This is a genomic window from Gottfriedia endophytica, assembly GCF_017814275.1.
GTDB lineage: Bacteria > Bacillota > Bacilli > Bacillales > Bacillaceae_G > Gottfriedia > Gottfriedia endophytica.
Window position 1 is genome coordinate 1 of the sequence record NZ_JAGIYQ010000006.1, and the last position, 18,496, is coordinate 18,496.

General features: G+C 32.5%; 20 protein-coding genes and 1 rRNA gene. 7 read left to right on the top strand and 14 right to left on the bottom strand.

Annotated elements, in window-relative coordinates:
* Positions 1–109: ribosomal RNA gene (locus J5Y03_RS10425) — 16S ribosomal RNA — on the bottom strand; the annotation flags it as partial.
* 517 nt (positions 110–626) lie between these two features.
* Here J5Y03_RS10425 and J5Y03_RS10430 point away from each other — a divergent pair.
* Together J5Y03_RS10430 and J5Y03_RS10435 are read left to right on the top strand one after the other, a co-directional pair.
* Complete coding sequence (locus J5Y03_RS10430) at positions 627–1,322, top strand: MgtC/SapB family protein (RefSeq protein ID WP_209405316.1); 696 nt, start codon at positions 627–629, stop codon at positions 1,320–1,322.
* A 107-nt stretch (positions 1,323–1,429) separates the two neighbouring features.
* A complete protein-coding gene (locus tag J5Y03_RS10435) occupies positions 1,430–2,425 on the top strand; it encodes a potassium channel family protein (RefSeq protein WP_209405319.1) in 996 nt (331 codons plus the stop codon).
* 66 nt (positions 2,426–2,491) lie between these two features.
* Here J5Y03_RS10435 and J5Y03_RS10440 read toward each other — a convergent pair whose 3' ends face one another.
* On the bottom strand, positions 2,492–3,844 hold the full coding sequence (locus J5Y03_RS10440; protein ID WP_209405321.1) for a glucose-6-phosphate isomerase: 1,353 nt from the start codon (positions 3,842–3,844) through the stop codon (positions 2,492–2,494).
* 207 nt (positions 3,845–4,051) lie between these two features.
* Here J5Y03_RS10440 and J5Y03_RS10445 point away from each other — a divergent pair, with 207 nt between their 5' ends.
* Positions 4,052–4,285 (top strand): DUF378 domain-containing protein, encoded by a 234-nt coding sequence (locus J5Y03_RS10445; protein ID WP_209405324.1) that lies wholly within the window; start codon positions 4,052–4,054, stop codon positions 4,283–4,285.
* Between the two features lie 97 nt (positions 4,286–4,382).
* Here J5Y03_RS10445 and yugI read toward each other — a convergent pair whose 3' ends face one another.
* Positions 4,383–4,769 (bottom strand): S1 domain-containing post-transcriptional regulator GSP13, encoded by a 387-nt coding sequence (gene yugI / locus J5Y03_RS10450; protein WP_209405326.1) that lies wholly within the window; start codon positions 4,767–4,769, stop codon positions 4,383–4,385.
* Between the two features lie 401 nt (positions 4,770–5,170).
* Here yugI and J5Y03_RS10455 point away from each other — a divergent pair, with 401 nt between their 5' ends.
* Both J5Y03_RS10455 and J5Y03_RS10460 read left to right on the top strand, forming a co-directional pair.
* Positions 5,171–6,022, top strand: coding sequence for an alpha/beta fold hydrolase (locus J5Y03_RS10455; protein ID WP_209405328.1), 852 nt, complete (start codon positions 5,171–5,173; stop codon positions 6,020–6,022).
* Positions 6,023–6,171: 149 nt separating this feature from the next.
* Complete coding sequence (locus J5Y03_RS10460) at positions 6,172–6,435, top strand: hypothetical protein (RefSeq protein WP_209405330.1); 264 nt, start codon at positions 6,172–6,174, stop codon at positions 6,433–6,435.
* 48 nt (positions 6,436–6,483) lie between these two features.
* Here the strand turns inward: J5Y03_RS10460 and J5Y03_RS10465 are convergent, their stop codons facing one another.
* The 6 genes from J5Y03_RS10465 to kapD form a co-directional block, all read right to left on the bottom strand.
* Positions 6,484–7,884 carry a sensor histidine kinase gene (locus J5Y03_RS10465; protein ID WP_209405332.1) on the bottom strand — a complete coding sequence of 467 codons (1,401 nt, stop codon included), beginning with the start codon at positions 7,882–7,884 and terminating at the stop codon, positions 6,484–6,486.
* On the bottom strand, positions 7,881–8,564 hold the full coding sequence (locus J5Y03_RS10470) for a response regulator transcription factor (protein ID WP_209405334.1): 684 nt from the start codon (positions 8,562–8,564) through the stop codon (positions 7,881–7,883). The genes J5Y03_RS10465 and J5Y03_RS10470 overlap by 4 nt, the downstream gene beginning before the upstream one ends.
* On the bottom strand, positions 8,557–9,540 hold the full coding sequence (locus J5Y03_RS10475) for a YncE family protein (RefSeq protein ID WP_209405336.1): 984 nt from the start codon (positions 9,538–9,540) through the stop codon (positions 8,557–8,559). The genes J5Y03_RS10470 and J5Y03_RS10475 overlap by 8 nt, the downstream gene beginning before the upstream one ends.
* A gap of 449 nt (positions 9,541–9,989) precedes the next feature.
* The gene (locus J5Y03_RS10480; protein ID WP_209405338.1) at positions 9,990–10,736 is read right to left on the bottom strand and encodes a FixH family protein; all 747 of its coding nucleotides are present in this window, start codon (positions 10,734–10,736) and stop codon (positions 9,990–9,992) included.
* 192 nt (positions 10,737–10,928) lie between these two features.
* Positions 10,929–11,117, bottom strand: coding sequence for a hypothetical protein (locus tag J5Y03_RS10485; protein ID WP_322099573.1), 189 nt, complete (start codon positions 11,115–11,117; stop codon positions 10,929–10,931).
* A 337-nt stretch (positions 11,118–11,454) separates the two neighbouring features.
* Positions 11,455–12,075 carry a 3'-5' exonuclease KapD gene (gene kapD / locus J5Y03_RS10490; protein WP_209405340.1) on the bottom strand — a complete coding sequence of 207 codons (621 nt, stop codon included), beginning with the start codon at positions 12,073–12,075 and terminating at the stop codon, positions 11,455–11,457.
* Positions 12,076–12,345: 270 nt separating this feature from the next.
* Here kapD and J5Y03_RS10495 point away from each other — a divergent pair, with 270 nt between their 5' ends.
* Entirely contained in the window at positions 12,346–14,229 is a 1,884-nt protein-coding gene (locus J5Y03_RS10495; protein ID WP_209405342.1) for a transglycosylase domain-containing protein, read from the top strand.
* A gap of 321 nt (positions 14,230–14,550) precedes the next feature.
* Here J5Y03_RS10495 and J5Y03_RS10500 read toward each other — a convergent pair whose 3' ends face one another.
* Entirely contained in the window at positions 14,551–15,108 is a 558-nt protein-coding gene (locus J5Y03_RS10500; RefSeq protein WP_209405344.1) for a DUF5366 family protein, read from the bottom strand.
* 342 nt (positions 15,109–15,450) lie between these two features.
* The gene (locus J5Y03_RS10505; protein ID WP_280849978.1) at positions 15,451–15,840 is read right to left on the bottom strand and encodes a PaaI family thioesterase; all 390 of its coding nucleotides are present in this window, start codon (positions 15,838–15,840) and stop codon (positions 15,451–15,453) included.
* A gap of 243 nt (positions 15,841–16,083) precedes the next feature.
* Between J5Y03_RS10505 and J5Y03_RS10510 the strand changes: the two genes are divergently transcribed.
* The gene (locus J5Y03_RS10510; protein WP_209405346.1) at positions 16,084–16,674 is read left to right on the top strand and encodes a biotin transporter BioY; all 591 of its coding nucleotides are present in this window, start codon (positions 16,084–16,086) and stop codon (positions 16,672–16,674) included.
* 80 nt (positions 16,675–16,754) lie between these two features.
* Here the strand turns inward: J5Y03_RS10510 and J5Y03_RS10515 are convergent, their stop codons facing one another.
* The 3 genes from J5Y03_RS10515 to J5Y03_RS10525 form a co-directional block, all read right to left on the bottom strand.
* A complete protein-coding gene (locus J5Y03_RS10515; protein ID WP_245208855.1) occupies positions 16,755–17,375 on the bottom strand; it encodes a 3D domain-containing protein in 621 nt (206 codons plus the stop codon).
* 111 nt (positions 17,376–17,486) lie between these two features.
* The gene (locus tag J5Y03_RS10520) at positions 17,487–17,804 is read right to left on the bottom strand and encodes a YuiB family protein (protein ID WP_209405735.1); all 318 of its coding nucleotides are present in this window, start codon (positions 17,802–17,804) and stop codon (positions 17,487–17,489) included.
* A 93-nt stretch (positions 17,805–17,897) separates the two neighbouring features.
* Positions 17,898–18,377, bottom strand: a complete 480-nt coding sequence (locus J5Y03_RS10525) for an NUDIX domain-containing protein (RefSeq protein WP_209405348.1) — start codon at positions 18,375–18,377, stop codon at positions 17,898–17,900.
* Between the last annotated feature and the right edge of the window lie 119 nt (positions 18,378–18,496).

Consider the following 18,496-nt stretch of genomic DNA (forward strand, 5'->3'; position numbering starts at 1 on the left):
CCCGTCCGCCGCTAACTTGCAGGAGCAAGCTCCTACAAGTCCGCTCGACTTGCATGTATTAGGCACGCCGCCAGCGTTCGTCCTGAGCCAGGATCAAACTCTCCATAATAGATTGTTTATCTTGTGCTCTAAAACTAATAATTGACGTTTACTTCATGTTTTGTTTAGTTTTCAAAGTTCATTCTGCCGCTCGGGAGCGACTTCTTCATATTAACATCTCATCTAAGGAGTGTCAACATTTTCTTTAATTACTTTTTTTACCATTTCCGCCTTTGTCTTGGCGACGGATATAAATATAACATTATTATTTTTATATGACAAGCCCTTTTTAAATATTTTTTTATAAAATGTAAGATATTCTAAATTTATATAGGAAATATACACGAAATGTCGATATTATTATCATAGAAAGTCACTGTTTAAATATATTGTTGATAATTAATATAACCGAGTTTTGAGATAAAATCCGCAAGACTCATGCGTAAAAAACAGACAGCCGATACCCATGAGATAGGTACGAGCAAGGAGGCTCAGTGGTTCGTCCGCAGAAAGTGAGTGGATTTTATCGAATATCAACAATCTTGTATATCATAGCCTAAAGAAAAAGAAAAATGAGGAGAAACAAAATGGTTCTACATCTAGATATAGACATTATTATTAAATTACTTATTTCAGCAATATTAGGTTCTATAATTGGACTAGAAAGAGAATTGAAACGAAAACCTATTGGTTTAAAAACTTGTTTAGTAATTTCAATAGTAAGTTGTTTGCTTACAATTGTATCAATTAAATCCGCTTATCTATTTCATAGCAGTGAATTTTTAAATATAACAATGGATCCACTAAGGCTTGCTGCACAAATTGTGTCAGGTATTGGTTTTTTAGGTGCTGGGGTTATATTAAGGAGAGAAAATGATACAATAGTCGGGCTAACAACAGCAGCAATGATTTGGGGAGCTTCTGGAATCGGTATTGCAGTAGGTGCTGGTTTTTATGTAGAGGCATTAGTTGGGGTTACTCTTTTAATTATTAGTGTTGAGCTAATTCCTATTCTAATTAATATTCTCGGACCAAAGCGATTAAAAGAAAGAGAATTAATTTTAAAAATAACTGTTAAAGGAATCGAGAATATCAAAAGTGTCATCGATCAGATTACATCTCAAGATATTACAGTTAAAAATATAAAAATTAAAGATTTACAAGACAATGAACACTATATCCAAGTGAAGATATCTGTTTTTAATAAACGAAGAACTACAGAAATTTATTATGACATTCAGCAAATTGATAATATAAAAGGAATTGAAATCGAAAGTATTTAATTCCACTGGCCTCTAACAAAGTTGGAGGCTTATTTTAGTTTTACGTAAGAATACATCTTATTTGGATAAACTACCCATTACAAGAATGTAATGGAGGTATCTTCAGGTTGAAATCAATAAGAAGCGTACCAACCTATATAAAGACGTATACATTAATTAAAGTCACTTGCATTATTTTTGTTATTATCTTTATTTTTGGTGTCATTATCCATGTGGCAGAACCCTATACTTTCCCTTCCATTTGGGATGGTTTATGGTGGGCAATGGTCACAACCTTTACAGTTGGCTATGGCGACTTTGTCCCAGTATCACCAGCAGGTCGTTTTTTTGCTGTTATTTTAATCTTACTCGGAACCGGGTTTGGATCATATTATATGGTTTCATTTTCAACACAAGCCTTTAAAAATCAAATTGCTCGTTCAAGAGGTCAAGTTAATTTTAAAGAAACGAATCATATTGTAATTGTAGGATGGAATGAACGAGTACGAAATGTCATATTACAACTCCAAACGTTATCTCCATATCAGAGGATTGTATTAATAGATGAAAGTCTAAATGAAATTCCTTTACATTATAAAAATATATTTTTTGTTAAAGGTAGTGCTACTAATGATGAAATTTTGTTAAAAGCAAACTTGTGTAAAGCAAATACAATCTTAATAACTGCAGATCAAAATAAAAACGAATACGACGCAGATATGCAGACCATTCTTACAATCCTTGCTGCTAAAGGGGTATGTAAAGAAATTACATGCCTAGCAGAAATACTTACTTCACAGCATGTTAGTAATGCTATTCGAGCAGGAGCAACCGAAATAATAAGAGCTCATCTTCTAACTTCATACGTTATGTCGAGTGCAATTTTATATCGTGGAGTGACAAATGTTTTTCTAGCATTAGCTAATCAAGAAAATAACAGTTTACATTTAGAAGAAGTGGAAGAACATTTAAACCAAAAATCGTTTAAAGAAGTACTACAATACGGACTACAGAAACAATTGCTTATCCTCGGAATTATTCGTGGATATGAAACAGTTCTATATCCAAAAGATGATTTTTTAATCCAAAGAGACGATTTCCTTATCACAATTGTACAAAAATAAGCACAAAGAATTGTTAAATTTAAAAAGTCGGCTACAATTAACATTGTGGTAGCCGACTTTTTCTCATTATTTCAATCTTTTTTCTAATTGATTTCTTAATTCTTCAAAACCAGGTTTTCCTAATAACGCAAACATATTTTTCTTATATGCTTCTACACCTGGTTGGTCAAATGGATTTACACCTAGTAAATAGCCACTCATTGCACAAGCTAATTCAAAGAAGTAAACAGTGTATCCGAATGTAAATGCATCTAACTTAGGTACAGTTACAACAAGATTTGGTACTCCTCCATCAGCATGAGCTAAGATCGTTCCTTCAAATGCCTTTTTGTTTACAAAATCAACTGTTTTCCCAGCTAAATAATTTAAACCATCCGCATCATTTTCTTCCAATTCAATTGTTAACTCATGTCTTGGAGTTTCCACATTTAGAACAGTTTCAAATAAATCACGACGACCTTCTTGAATATATTGTCCTAAAGAATGTAAGTCAGTTGAAAAGTTAGCTGAAGAAGGATAAATTGCTTTTTGATCCTTCCCTTCACTTTCACCAAATAATTGCTTCCACCATTCACCGAAGTATTGAAGTGATGGCTCATAGTTCACTAACATTTCAATTGTTTTCCCTTTGTTGTAAAGAGCATTTCTAACAACTGCATATTGGTAAGCTTGGTTGTCCTCTAATTCAGCAGTATCGTATTCTGTAAAGGCAGCCCCAGCACCTTTCATCATTTCTTCAATATCAATTCCGGCAGCTGCAATCGGAAGTAATCCTACCGCTGTTAAAACAGAGTAACGTCCACCTACATCATCAGGAATCACAAAAGTTTCATATCCTTTTTCATCAGCTAATGATTTTAAAGCACCACGGGCTTTATCAGTTGTAGCGTAGATTCTAGTTTTTGCTTCCTCAACGCCATATTTTTCTTCTAAAATTTTTCTAAAGATACGGAATGCAATAGCAGGTTCTGTTGTCGTACCTGATTTAGAAATCACATTAATCGAAAAATCTCTATCCTTTAAGACTTCCATTAAGTCATGCATATAAGTTGAACTAATATTATTTCCAACAAAGAAAACTTGCGGAGCTTTTCGATCTTCTTTTGAAGCTACATTAAAAAATGAATGTTGAAGCATTTCGATTGCAGCACGAGCACCTAAATAGGAACCACCAATTCCGATTACTAATAAAATATCGGAATCTGATATTATTTTTTCTGCACTTTTTTGGATACGAGCAAATTCTTCTTTATCATATGTATCAGGTAATTCTACCCAGCCTAAAAAGTCATTTCCAGCCCCAGTTTTTTCACGAATAGTATGGTGATATAACTTTACCGCATCTCTCATATTCATTATTTCGTGATCTTGTACAAAGGGTTGCGCATTTGAGTAATCAAATTTTATATGCGAAGCCATGATATACCTCCAGTTATTTTATATTATTTTCTTTTATACTTTTTCAATGTACAGAAATACTAACAACAAATCAAGTTGAACGCATATAGCATTAAAGTCTTTTTCATTTATTTGTATTTTGTGCAGAAAAATTTTTTTTAACGATACATATTCTAATCAAAATTAGAAAAGCTATTTGTGAAGGTACAGAAAAGGAGGAAAAGCCAAATGAGTACTTTACAAAGAATTGCACTTATTTTTACAGTTATAGGAGCAATTAATTGGGGATTAATTGGATTTTTTCAATTTGACCTAATTGCAGCAATCTTCGGCGGTGCTGATACAATTATCTCACGAATTATCTTTGGCATTGTAGGTATTTCAGGATTAATTAATCTTGGACTAGTATTCAAACCTTCTGAAGAACTTGGTACAAATCCTGAAGTTAGAGATGTAAGATAATCCATTCGATTACTTTCCTTATAATTAAGGAAATATGAAATTAAAGAGGATTCCCAAAGTCCAATTGTCAACTTGGAAGTTAATGGGGAATCCTCTTTTATTTCGTCATATTTTCATTTTTCATTTCTAAAGAAATCCATTCTTTCAGTTTTCTTCGGAGTGTTTCAAATCCATCAGGCTTTAATTCTCTTAGTAATCTTGCGGTATGCTTCATATTATTCTCACCGTTATCAAGCCCTACATCATTTGCAGATTTTAAAGAAAGGCTAATTTTACCAGTCATTTCATCAATTGATAATACCCTTACGTTTACAGTTTGACCAATTGAAATATAATCCCGAATATCACGAACATACCCATTAATAATTTCTGAAATATGAACCAAGCCCTGCGTTTGTTGATCTAGGGATATAAAAGCGCCATACGTTTGAATACCAGTCACTTTCCCTTTGTATACTTTTCCAATTTTGTAGTTTTCTGGCATAAGGAACACTCCTAATTTCACGTTCATAAACTTAACTAAATTTTAACATAATACTATTCAGTTTAAAAGTCATACAATTCTAACACTACCGTTCATATTCATTATTTTGATATGTAAACCAAAACGAAATCTCCTATTTAATACATTATAGTCTTTATAAAGGTTGTGTTAGTTCAGTTATTTTTTGTTCTTTTTCTTTTTTTATGAATGTATACATTCCTTTTTTTAGGATAAACTGTATTCAGTATCATCTAATCATGATATTGGCTTTCTTATATCCCCCTGTTTTAAGACAAAGTAAATTTTACTTTGTCTCTTTTTTATTTTCTGCCATTTCTCTACTCCGAATTTTATTACATAGCTTGGACATAATAATCAGAAAGTAGAGAGGAGTGTTCAAAATGTGCTCGCAATTAAACCCAATTTATTCAACTTTTTCTATTGCAGGCCATGATGTCTACTACGAACTCTATAATCATTCACATGAGCAGAGAGACAACAATCAGACAAAGGTATTTGTTTTAATCCACGGATTTTTATCATCTTGCTTTAGTTTCAGACATTTGATTCCTTTGCTATCAAAGGAAGGTACCGTTTTAGTAGTTGATTTGCCTCCATTTGGAAAAAGTGGTAAAGGGTTAAATTACACTTACTCATATAATAACTTCGCTAACATTGTGATTTCACTGATTGAGCATTTTCATTTTAACAATATTTATTTAGTTGGACATTCAATGGGCGGACAAATTTCACTTTATGTTGCTAAGAAAGCTCCACACTTAGTAAATAAAATTATTCTATTATGTAGTTCAGGCTACTTAGGAAAAGCACAAAGACATCTTTTATGGTCTTCGTATATTCCCTTTTTTTATTTAATTGTAAAACGAAAATTTGCTAAACAAGGTGTCATGCAATCCCTTACTGACGTTGTTTATGATGGTTCTTTAATTGATGATCAAATGAAGCAAGGATATGAAGAGCCTTTTACAAATAATAATGAAATTTTCCGTGCATTAACAAAAATGATTCGAGATCGAGAAGGTGACTTAAGTCCACAAGAAGTACGAAATATATCAGTTCCATCTTTATTAATTTGGGGTGAGGAAGATAAAATAATCCCAATTGAAGTCGGAAAAAGACTTCACAGTGATTTACAAAATTCATTATTTATTTCATATCCAAAAACAGGACATTTAATACCCGAAGAAATACCTTCCAAAATCTATGAAAATATTATGTCGTTTATTGGATAGGCATGCGAAAGAATACTGTTGATATTATAATTAGCGTTGATTGGAACGTAGGGATGCTCGCTTTAGGGCGTACGATGAGCCTTCTAATTTAAACGAAATGTAATTTTGTTATATAATGGGCAAAAAAAGAAACTTGAGGATTTACAAAAATGTTAAACCATACAACAGGAGAAGACATTACTGTTTTACATGCGGAATTGGTTGACAATGAATGTATTGCCGTAAAAGTTCAAATAGATGATAAAATCGGGATGTTATGGTTGCGATATTGGGAACCATTCATTACCCCTGATAAATATAGCCCTTACCGGTTAGAAATACTGTTTGAACTAAGTAACTATATTAAATTGGAAGATACAACATTTCGAAATCGATTTGAATATATGAGAATGAAAATTTTGACGTATGGTTAATAAGATCAAACGATTAAAAAGAGGATGGAACTAAGTTCATCCTCTTTCTTATTCAAAAATTGGTAATATAATTAAAACCTTCAAACCATGATTAGGTTCACTTGTAAAAAGTATTTTGCCATCATGTAATTCAACAATTTGTTTTGCGATCGCGAGTCCTAATCCAGTGCCACCTTCTTTTCGGGATCTAGCTTGTTCTACCCGATGAAATCGCTCACCCAAATGTTCTATTTGTTCTTTAGGTACCCCTTTACCTTCATCTTGAATCTCAATGTAAATAGAATCGGTTTCCTTTAATGTGACATAAATAGATTTTCCGATTGGAGAATAACGTATCGCATTCGAAATTACATTATGAATAACCTGTGAGAATCGATCTGCATCTAAATTTGCGATGATTGAATCATCTATATTTTTAATTACTGTAATTTGTTTCTCTTTTAAACTATTTAGGTATGGGGTAATTGCCTCTTCGATAATTTGTGAAAGTACATTTGGTGCCTTTTGAAGTGGAAATTGCTCACCTTCTAGGCTTGCTAAATCTAATAAATCTCTTACTAACCGCTGCATTCGACTTGCCTCACTATGTATAATTCCAACATAGTGCTTTAGCTCATCTTCCTTTACAACACCATCGAGAATTGCTTCACTATATCCACTAACATAGCTTAACGGAGTACGAAGTTCATGTGATACATTTGCTAAAAAATCTTTTCTATTTTCATCTTCTCGTTGCAATGAGTCAGACATTGAATTAAAAGCCAAAGCTAGTTTACCAATTTCATCTCCTGTGATTGATGTCATTCGTTCTGAATAATCACCTTTGGCCATTTTATATGAAATTTGCTCCATCTTAGACAATGGTTTAATCATTTGTTGAATAATTCGCCTTCCAATCAATAAGACAATTGTTGAAAAGAAGAATGTACTAAAAACTAATAACCATTTGGATTGATTCACTAATTCAGTAATACTTTTTAATGGTACGCTAAGATAAATTATTCCTTCTAAATTTTCACCTTTTAAAATCGGAACTACAACGCCAACAATATTTCGTTTAAACCGATCCACATATCCAGTCTTGGAAATAACTTTATCTTTTAATAACGTTTCACGATCATCCTCAGTAATAAAAGATTCATGGTGAACATTATATGGGAGACAAGCACTTAAGTCTCTTGGGTTACTAATATATAGTACGCTTGCATTTGAAACTTTATCATAACTATTCAGAAACTCGATAAATTTTTTGTTGTCTCCTAGATTATGATAACGCTCAACCAAACCTTTTCCTTCATTTATCAAAGTAGTTTGTACATACGAAACATATAATTGTTTATATGCAAACTGAAACATTAGAAAAAAGAATAAAACTGTACAAAGAACAATGAAACAGATTGTCAGCCATAATTTTTGTAAGAAAGATAACCCTGTTACAATTCTTTTCATTCTTGAACTCCAAATTTGTAACCTACTCCCCAGACAGTACTGATATAATCAGCATCATTTCCAAGCTTTAATCTCAGGGTTTTGATATGAGTATCAACTGTACGTGCAGTACCAAAATAATCGTAACCCCATACTTGTTCAAGGATTTGTTCCCTCGTAAACACTTGGCCCTGGTGAAGACAAAGATATAATAATAAATCAAATTCCTTCAATGTTAAATTGATTGGTGTATCTTTTATACTAACCGCTCTTGCACTTTTATTAATTCTAATGATTCCTACTTGAGTGAGATTGTTTGATGGTTCTTGATTTCCAATCGATCGACGAAGAACTGCATCTACTCGGGCAATTAATTCACCTGGACTAAATGGCTTGATAATATAATCATCAGCTCCCATTTTTAATCCGTTTACTTTATCCCACTCCTCACCCTTTGCTGATAAGAAAATAACAGGTATTTGTGATGTTTCACGAATTTTTTTACAAACAGCCCATCCATCTAGGTTTGGCATCATGATATCAAGAATGACCAAATCAAAAACTTCATTCGCTAATAGTTCAAGTGCTTCAATTCCATCATTTGCACTTTTCCATACGAAACCATTTGTTTGTAAGTACATACCTACCAGCTGGCATATATTTTGTTCGTCATCGACAACTAAAATCTTCCTGCTACTCATGTTTTTCTCCTTCTCTTAAAAGCAATTGAAACGGACCTCTTCCAATTGAAATCTCTTTTTCAACAACCATTTTCTGCGAATTTATTTTATATAATTTATTCAAATCATAGCTAGTAGCATAAGCAGTATGATGATCACCAACACCTGCATATGGATTAGAACCTACTTCAATAAATTGAGTTTGTTTTTGAGCAGTTGGATCTAATTTGTAAATCTGGTTTGTACCGTGAGCGATAGCGAATACTCCATCTTCATTACTAAAGAAGTTGACAGGCATTAGTGGTACTTTTAGAACCGAAAGCTGTTTCATCGTTTTCGTAGAATAGATTCGGACTTCATCATTTTCGTTTTCACCATTACCATGTCCACCAGCTAAAAGACGTTCTCCATCATTTGTAAGAAACAACCCTAATGTCGTAAGGGGAACTGTTATGGAGTTTAGCTTTTTATTATTCACTAAATTAATTACAACGATTTGATTTTGATCAAAATCTGACACATATAATAAACCGCGCTTTGCATCCTCTATCATTGAGATAGGTGTTTTTCCAATCTTAATCGTCGATATAATCTTTCCGTTAAAATCTACAATTTGAACAGTACCCTTTTTTCCATTCGCAACGGCTAGCTTATCATTATGTAGAGTAATAATATTTGTAATCCCTTTACCTAATTTCCAAGAATGTTGTTTTTTCCCTTTTGATAAGACATATGTATCTACATATGGATCTTCATGATCATAAACAACAATTTCTCTTCCATTTTTTATTAATACTGCTCCGCTAACGTTACGATGTAAGTCCCATTCAGATAGTTTACGTAAAGTATCATTTTGAAGAAATGTTAAACTCCCTGCTTTTTTATTTACGGAAATTAAAACATCCTTATTTTCCGGAATATGATCATAACTTTGAAGTTGGCAGCTTGAAACGAATAAGAAAAGAGCAATAAGTAAAAATACTATTTTTTTATACATGCTAACTCCTTTCAAACAATCTCCAATTAAAAAAATATATAGAAAAGCTATCCTTATAAAAGGATTGTACCTCTCCTTCCGAGTTTACGATTACTACATAATCTCAGTAGGAAGTCCTTTACTCTAAGGATAGCCTAAAAAATATGATAATTAAATTCAATCTTTTAAGAAAGATGTATTGTAAAGTTTGTTGCTAATGATGATTTCCACTCCAGGATGCTCGCTTTCCGTGGGGCGGGCGGTGAGCATCCTCGTCGCTATCGCTCCTGCGGGGTCTCACCTGTCCCGCTGTTCCCACAGGAGTCTCGCTCCTTCCGTTCCAATCATCTTCATTGTTAAAAATATGCTTTAACAAAATCTTATTAATAACAACAATTATTTAGAAAAGAACCTTTAAGAAAAAAATCAGCTTCAATCACAATATTATATCGAAACAGATTAAGTTCACTTTATTTAACAGTAATTTCTAGAACAGTATGTTCATGTATGCCTGGCTTTTCAACATGAGCTTTAATTGAGTATTTACCAGCTTTAGTAAAAGTTTCTTTTACTTCATATTCACCAGCTTTTACTTCTTTCGCATCAATAAATTCATGTTTTCCATTAACATCCTGCCAGCTTTCTAATCTTACATTCGCTTTAGAAATTGGTTGTCCATGTTTATCTTGCACATGGATCATAAACATATTTTCTTTATTTGCAACAATATTTTCAATACCCATTACGTGGATGGTTGCATCACCATGATGATGTTCTTCACCATGTTGATGTTGAGCTGGTTGTACTGTAGTAGTTGGATTTCCTACAGTAATTAATTCTTTTGGCATCATATGCATATCCCTTGCTGTTACATGAGCGACTACATAATAATTGCCATCTTGTTTAAATGTATAGTTAACAGAATATGTTCCATCTTTTTGATTAGTAGCATCTAGCATTTCTGAGTTTTGTTGTCCGTTTTCCCCAATTTGGAACTTTACTTCGTCAGCATCTTTTACTGCTTGTCCACCTTGAGTAACCTTTGCTTTAATCGTAATTTGCTCATTTGCTTTAATGTGTCCATTTGGCAATTCAATTTTAACATCGATTGGTTGATTCGATACGTCTTTAGCTTGACCTTGATCATTATTTTTATAAATAAAGACAACTGCTGCAAGAAGAACCACAATTGCTATCCACATAAAATATTTTTTCATGCCTATCCCTCCACTTTTTTTCTCCAAAATAAATCATAGAACATAAATGTGATGAAAATGTGATAAATTTTAAAAATTTTTAATTTCAACTAAATTAAGAAAAAGTGGATTTACAACTGGAAAAACACTTTTACTTAAACAAATTACTAAATAAAAGAACAGAACATAAAAAAAAGCCCTCATGGGCATTTTTTAAGAATGGTTATGCTTTTGATTATTTTGATTCATTTCTAGCATCTCTAATCTTTTCTCTTCTCTTCTTGATGCTTTTCTAATCGCATTGAAAGTAAGAAATGCCCCGATGAAAAATATAACTAATGTGATAACTGCTGGAATATATTCCGCCTTATTTTTTGGAAAGTACAAAAAACCCATATCCATCATCATTCACCCCTCTATTAAGAATTATAGCAATACTCTTACAATATGAGTAGCAATCAAATCTAAAATATGGCTCTTTTTTAAAGATTGTTACTTTTAGGTTATGTAATTTAAAAGACAGAAGTTGATTGGAACGGAAGGGTGAAGGGCTCCTGTGGGAGATGCGGGAAGGCCGAGACCCCGCAGGAGCGTATGCGACGAGGAGGCTCAGCTCTCGCCCCTAGGAAAGCGAGCATCCCTACGTTCCAATCAACTTACACATACTGAAATAGCAACAATGTAAACGAAAACAGCAAAAAAAATAAAAAACCAACCGAGCAATGATCTCAATTGGTTTTTAAATTGCAGAAGTTTTATTTAACAGCTTTGAAAAATCTACTAAATCCCCTATTTTTGCAGGTTCTGGTTTCTCCATATATTGTTTATCCTTTTCTACTAGTTGATAAATATGATAGGTTGTTTTTGCATCATCTAATGCTTTATGATGCTTTCCAGTCCCATCTTTTCCATATTCCTTTAAAGCATTCCATAGTCCTGTTTGGTTTTGATTTCCAAAAAAGCTTTTATATTCAAGACTTAGATCACGAAATTTCCCTGTAATCGGAAAATCAATCTTCATCGCTTCACAATTATGCTTTAATACCTTCATGTCCATATTTCCCCAAGTAATAACATTAGTATCATGCAACACTGTTGCTTCATGTAATTTTTTACCTAAATCTTGTATTGATATTCCTTGATTGACATTATCTTGTGAGATGTTCAAAAAACGCTTGCAACGTTCTGTTAAAATTGGAAATAAATTTGGTTTTACAAAAGAAGAAAAAGTTTCAGTAATCTTATCATCAATTACTGAAATGTATCCAACTTCAATAATTTCTGGATAAAATTTTATTCCATTTTTCTTCCCTTCAGGCATTGTAAATTCGAAATCAATAAATAATAACTGTTTTTTCATTCACACACCTCCAATAATCATTAATTTTCTGACTTTTTATCTATTTTCTTATAAGACAGAATAGAATTCAAGTAATGTGTTAGATATTCATGAATATTTATTTATTTTTCGTAGGCTCTGATAAAATACAACATAGCCTTTTTACAAAAGAACTAAACGGAAAATTACACCTCGCTTTACCATTACTCATGCTAAACATGGTAAAATAATAGAAGTTCTTTATAAGAACACATTCGTAAAATGAAAATAAAAGTATAGTAGAGGAAAAGTATGAAAAAATATTTTGGTTTTATTCTTATTATAATAGGCTTTATTGTCTTTTATTTCATATATAAGAATGCTTTTTTAGCGTATGAGACTTCTAAGACAATTCCTAAAAAATCACCTCCAGCGCTCCCAGTTGTTTCTCTATCACAAAATAGTATCTTTTATGATCGAAACGACACGCCATTTTATATGCCTGGTTCTGGAGAGTATCGTATTTATGTTAAAAGCAACGACATACCTCAAGTTGTAAAGGATATTTTTATAGAAACAGAGGATCGAAACTTCTATAAACATAAAGGTATTGATATTGTAGGGATTGCACGGGCATTCAAAGTAAATGCTAGACATAGTGAATTAGCACAAGGTGGAAGTACAATTACACAACAGCTTGCTAGAAATCTTTACTTATCGAATGAAAAGTCTTTTAAACGAAAAATAAAAGAAATACAAATTTCTTTACAGTTAGAAAAGCAATATTCAAAAGATGAAATATTAGAACAATACATTAACACGATTTATTTTGCAAATCGAAATTACGGAATCGAAGCAGCAAGTGAAGCTTACTTTGGAAAATCTATAAAAGATTTAAGTATTGCTCAAACTGCTTTTATTTGCTCAATACCTAATAACCCGTCGTTATACGATCCAATTAGACATTTTAATAATACAAAAAAACGCCAAGAGAGAATTTTAGGTATCTTAAAAGAATCTGGTAAAATTACAAATCAACAGTACATAACTGCAATGAAAGAAAAGATTAAACTAACTCCAGGGAAAAAGATTCAAAAATTCCCCGATTACTATACGTACGTGGATTATGAACTAAAACAAATTTTATCTGGAGAAAAAGGAAACTTCCAAACTAGTAAACTAACAAAAGCTCAACAAAATAAGCTCAGAGAACTAAAAACAACAGAAGATAAAGTGGATTACTTACAAAATCAAGGACTTAAAGTTTACACTAGCCTAAATCCAGGTGTTCAAGAAGTAGCTGTAAATTCTGTCTATAATGGAACTGCCTCCACGAATACGGAAGGCTCTGCAGTAGTTGTTGACAACAATACTCACGAAATAGTTGCTCTTGTTGGTGGACGTGATTATCAACCATTTAATTTAAATAGAGCATTTCAAGATTATCGTCAACCAGGTTCGACGATTAAACCATTGTTAGTTTATGCACCTTATTTTGATTCTATGGGAGGAACCCCAGATTCAATCGTTAGCACTGATACGATTTGTATTAAACTAGGTAACGGTAAAGAACACTGCCCTAAAAACGATAGTGGAAAAGTATACGGCAATGTAACATTCAGAACAGCTATGAAATATTCTTATAATACCGCTGTACTTCATTTATTCCAACAAATGACACCTAGCGTAGGATTTTCATATTTAGATAAGTTTCATTTCCAAAAGGTTGTTCGAGCAGATCATAATCTGACTGCTGCACTTGGTGGATTTACGAACGGAATGTCTCCACTCGAAATGACAAGTGCATATTCTACCTTTGGCAATGACGGCAATTATTACGAAACAGGAGCTATTCGGAAAATTACTTCTAAAGATGGGACTGTTTTGTACGAAAACAATCCATCACCAACTAGAGTTTATAGTCATCAAACCAACGAGTATATTAGAAGCATGCTAAATTCTGTTGTCAAAGAGGGTACTGCACGTAATATTTACATGCGACTCGACTATATTGGAGGAAAAACAGGTACAACGAACAATAACACTAACTTATGGTTCGTTGGTTTAACTTCAAATTATACAATTGGCACATGGATTGGAAATGTTAAACCAAATAAACCAATTCCTAAAGCATATCAAACACCACCACCACAGATTATTTGGAAAAATATCGTTGTAGATAGTGGATTAAGATAGAACGAAATGTGAAGCAGACTTGCTTAGCTCCGAAAGACATTGGAGCAATAACTAAGAGAAGTGCGGTTTTCACTTCACTTAGTTATTGTGAAATGGCCGAGGAGCTAGTCTGCGTAACTAGACAACTAGAAAAGCGGAAGCAACCCGTTTATCTCCGACAGGCGTTGGAGCAATAAGCAAATGAAGTGCGTTTTTTCACTTCAATTGCTTATTGTGAAACAACCGAGGTGATGGTTGCTGTAGCTGGACAAACAAGAAATGTGAAGCAGACTCTCTGCATAACTAAAAAAATATGCATGCTCTCAAAAGCATGCAGATTTTTTAAAATGGTATATTTTTTAGATATGTACTAACTAATGTAAAATAAATATATGCAATTCCACTTACGATTGATCCCCAAATGATTACTTGAAAAAGAACAAATCCAAACATCCCTACTACGGAAAATGATTTAGATTGTTTAATTAAGAAATAGATCAAATAGGCAATAAAAGTGGCACCTAGTACAGAAACACTTAATAAAATTGAGCTATTTAATGGTACTGAAATTAGTCCACCAATAATAAAAAGATAAGAAATTTTCTTGGAAACAATTAGATCCGCCCCTGCTTCATCCTTAGAAAAAAATAAAAGCCCCATTTCCCAAATTGTTTGTCCAAGTATTTTTAATGCCGAAAATATCGCAAAAATAACAAATAAAATACCAATAAATAGTAATATCCGTATATCTTTTTCTGGCATGATTCCCTTTAAAGGTTCTAGCATACCCAACTTCGATATAAAGTTGATCGCTAATTGAAAAAAGTAGAGTGTAAATGAAATTCCAAAAAACAATATGGAAAATAGTCCAAAAAAACTAGTGTAGTAAATATTCTTCAAGAGTTCGTCTCCTTTCAAAAGTATAATCTATAGCTCTAGTACATTTTTATCTACTAATTATAATAAAGAGAATAGATTAGAAGATTAAATTATTAATGACTCTCAAAAGCAGTTTACTCACTATTGTAACATATAGATGACCTAAATTCAGTTATTATCCTTTATGTATCATTTTTAACCGAGAGGCAATGAATGGATTTAATTGCTCTCATCATGAGTGAAGTTTTTGAATAGAACTGTTATTTCGAAAACCCAAATATATATCTATTTCTATAACTATATGGATCTTATTAAAAAAGCTGTTCTAAAAGTATATCACTTTTGAACAGCTTTTTGATAATCCTATTTTCTTTTCTCTTTAATCGCTACCGTACAACGTGAAATGCAAATTAATTCTTCTTTTTCAGAGCAAATTTTTATGTCCCACACCATCGTTGACTTTCCTTTATGCAAAACCGTTCCTATAGCTGTAACAGTTCCTTCTCTTACAGAACGTAAATGATTAGCGTTAATTTCTAAACCGAATGCAAGCTGATTCTCTTGATCAATCATTGAAAAAGTCCCAACACTCGCAACAGATTCTGCTAAAGCTACTGAAGCACCACCATGTAAAAAACCAAATGGTTGATGGACTTTTTCAGTTACTTCCATTTTCATGATAACTTTCCCCTCTTCAACCGATTCGAGGGTCATCCCAAGAGCCTTCATTAATGTCATTTTTTCTTCAAACATCGAATTTCCTCCTTCTTTTTTAAGTCGAAACCATTGTCTGTACCTCCAAGTTTACAGAAGTAATTCGAATTTTGAAAGCGTTTTGTATTTAGATTTTTGACGATTTATTTCCTCAACAATTTTATTAAATATGTATGTGTTAACAATTAGAAAGTCTTTAAATGGTCTAAATTAATGTATTGACACAATTTAACTAACAATTTATTATATTGTTAACCAATTACAAAAGAGAGGTTAACAATTATGAATAAATCATTTTTTTCTGTCCGAGATATTACATTTTCGGCAATGTTTATTGCACTTATGGCAATTGGAGCAAATATCGTTTCTTGGATACCATTTTTAACTATCGGTAGTGTACCACTAACATTACAACCATTTTTTGCTGTTTTAGCAGGATTACTTTTAGGAAGAAGAGTAGCATTTATTTCAATGGTTGGTTATCTGTTAGTTGGTTTAGCAGGTGCTCCAGTTTTTGCTGGATTTTCTTCAGGACCCGCTGCTCTTATCGGACCAACTGGAGGTTTTATCTTCAGCTTTCCAATCGCAGCTTTTTTAGCAGGCTGGTACTTACAAAACAAACAACAACCTAATTATATTCACTTTTTGATTGCTGCAACTATCGGGATTATTAGCATTTATCTTATTGGAACAAACTATATGTATATGATCCTTTCAACAAAAATGAATTACGCAACTGCTTGGATAGGAATGGCACCATTTGCATTAAAAGATGTTGTATTCACTTTTATCGCAGCATCAATTTCTCCTTCTATTTATAAAGCGATTAACCCAATGGTATCTAAACAAAGAAATTCAAATAAGTCAGCTTAATAAAAAGGAAAAGAAGGCTACTCATAATGAATATTATGGGTGCCTTCTATATTTTTATACGGTTACTTTAACTGTTCCATTTAATTTTGTTGACGAAACACCTGCATTGATTGGTGCTCATTTAATATCTTTAGATCACTTTCTGAAAGAGTCCCATTCCCTTTCTTAATTAAGTATACTAATGCTGTTTTCTTACCCCAATGCTCATAAACATCACTTACGGTATTATAATATAAATCAATATGATGTCCTTTTATAGCAGATCCTTTATCGGAAACGACACCATATCCATACCCTGGAATAAATAGTATCGTACCTAATGGAAAAATCTTCAAATCTGCTGCAATTGTCGAATAAATATCTCTTTTTACTTTAACACCTGAATAGGTTATCCCATACGATTTATCAGTAGGTCTTTTTCCAGTTGATTCAACTCCAGCTGTATAACCAGTAGCTGTTACTGAAAAAGATGGATATTCCCTTAAATTCGTTTCATTTTCAATATTTCTTGCGATTTGCTTAAATCGAATTTCATTATTATGGTTATTTATTTTTGTGTGACTACTTCTCAATGTTCCTGAGTAACCAATCTTTTCAGCAATTACCCCTGATAAATGGAGCAAACTAAATGAAGAATAGACTGCTACTAAAAGTAAAATTGTAATCCCGATACGAAAAATGCGTCTCTGTCGAATTTTCAATCTTATTTTTCACTCCTTTTCATTTTTACATGATGCCCAAAAATAAAAAAGATATGAAAAAAACTGTTCCAAAACTTAGTGAATTTTACACTTAGTTTTGAAAACAGTTGATTAAAACATTTGATATCCGTTCTTGCGAAGTGATTTGATAACAACCCCTGATAAAATTGCTCCAAACAATCCGCTAGAAAGAATAATAATATCAGCAGATCCTAGTAATTCAATATTTTTAACTAATGAAGAAAAAGCCTCTTTAGTCTTTGTGAAATATTCTACCGTGCTCACTTTATCAATAATCATTACTAAAATGATTGGATAAATCGCAACCATAAACCAAGTTGTTCGAAACAACATATTCGCCAAAAAACCTATTCCAAATGCTAGTACAATTGCTAGCAACATTGAAATTAATAATATTGGTATACTCATCCCCATAAATAACACCCCTTAATTTCTCTCTCCAATTAGTGTAAAACGTCTAGAAACAATCGTCAAATTAAAGATGGTTCGAATTGGACATACTTATTTTATTAGATGATACGTTGTATAGTTAAAGTGATCCCCTGGATCTAACCCCTTAATGATTTCCATCTTATTCATAGGGGGATTTTCAATTAAATAACGAATCAATAAAGATGAGCTATTATCCTGTAGTAGCTCTTGTTCGGTCATAAATTTTGCCTCAGACAATTCTTTCTCTTGTATTGTCACTACTATCTGATCTGTTTCTAATAAAAATAACAACATGTTATCACTAATTTCTCCTTTAATGACTCCTGTTCGAACACCCATCAGACCAATCATTTTCGCTTCAATACCGGTTTCTTCCTTGATCTCCCTTAGAATAGCTTGATCAACCGTTTCAGTTTCTTTCACAAACCCTGCTGGCAATGACCACATATCTTTTAGTCCACTGTATTTCTTTTTTACAACTAGCCATCTTCCCTTTTCATCCTTAACTAATCCACCAACTGCTATCCAGACATTTCCCCGTTTACTCACCTTTTGTCACTCACCTTTTTCATCATACAAATATAGTAACATATATTTAGAATGTTCGAAATGTATGGACATATTGAGATGAGTAATCTTTTTTGATTATTTCATTAGACACAAAAAAA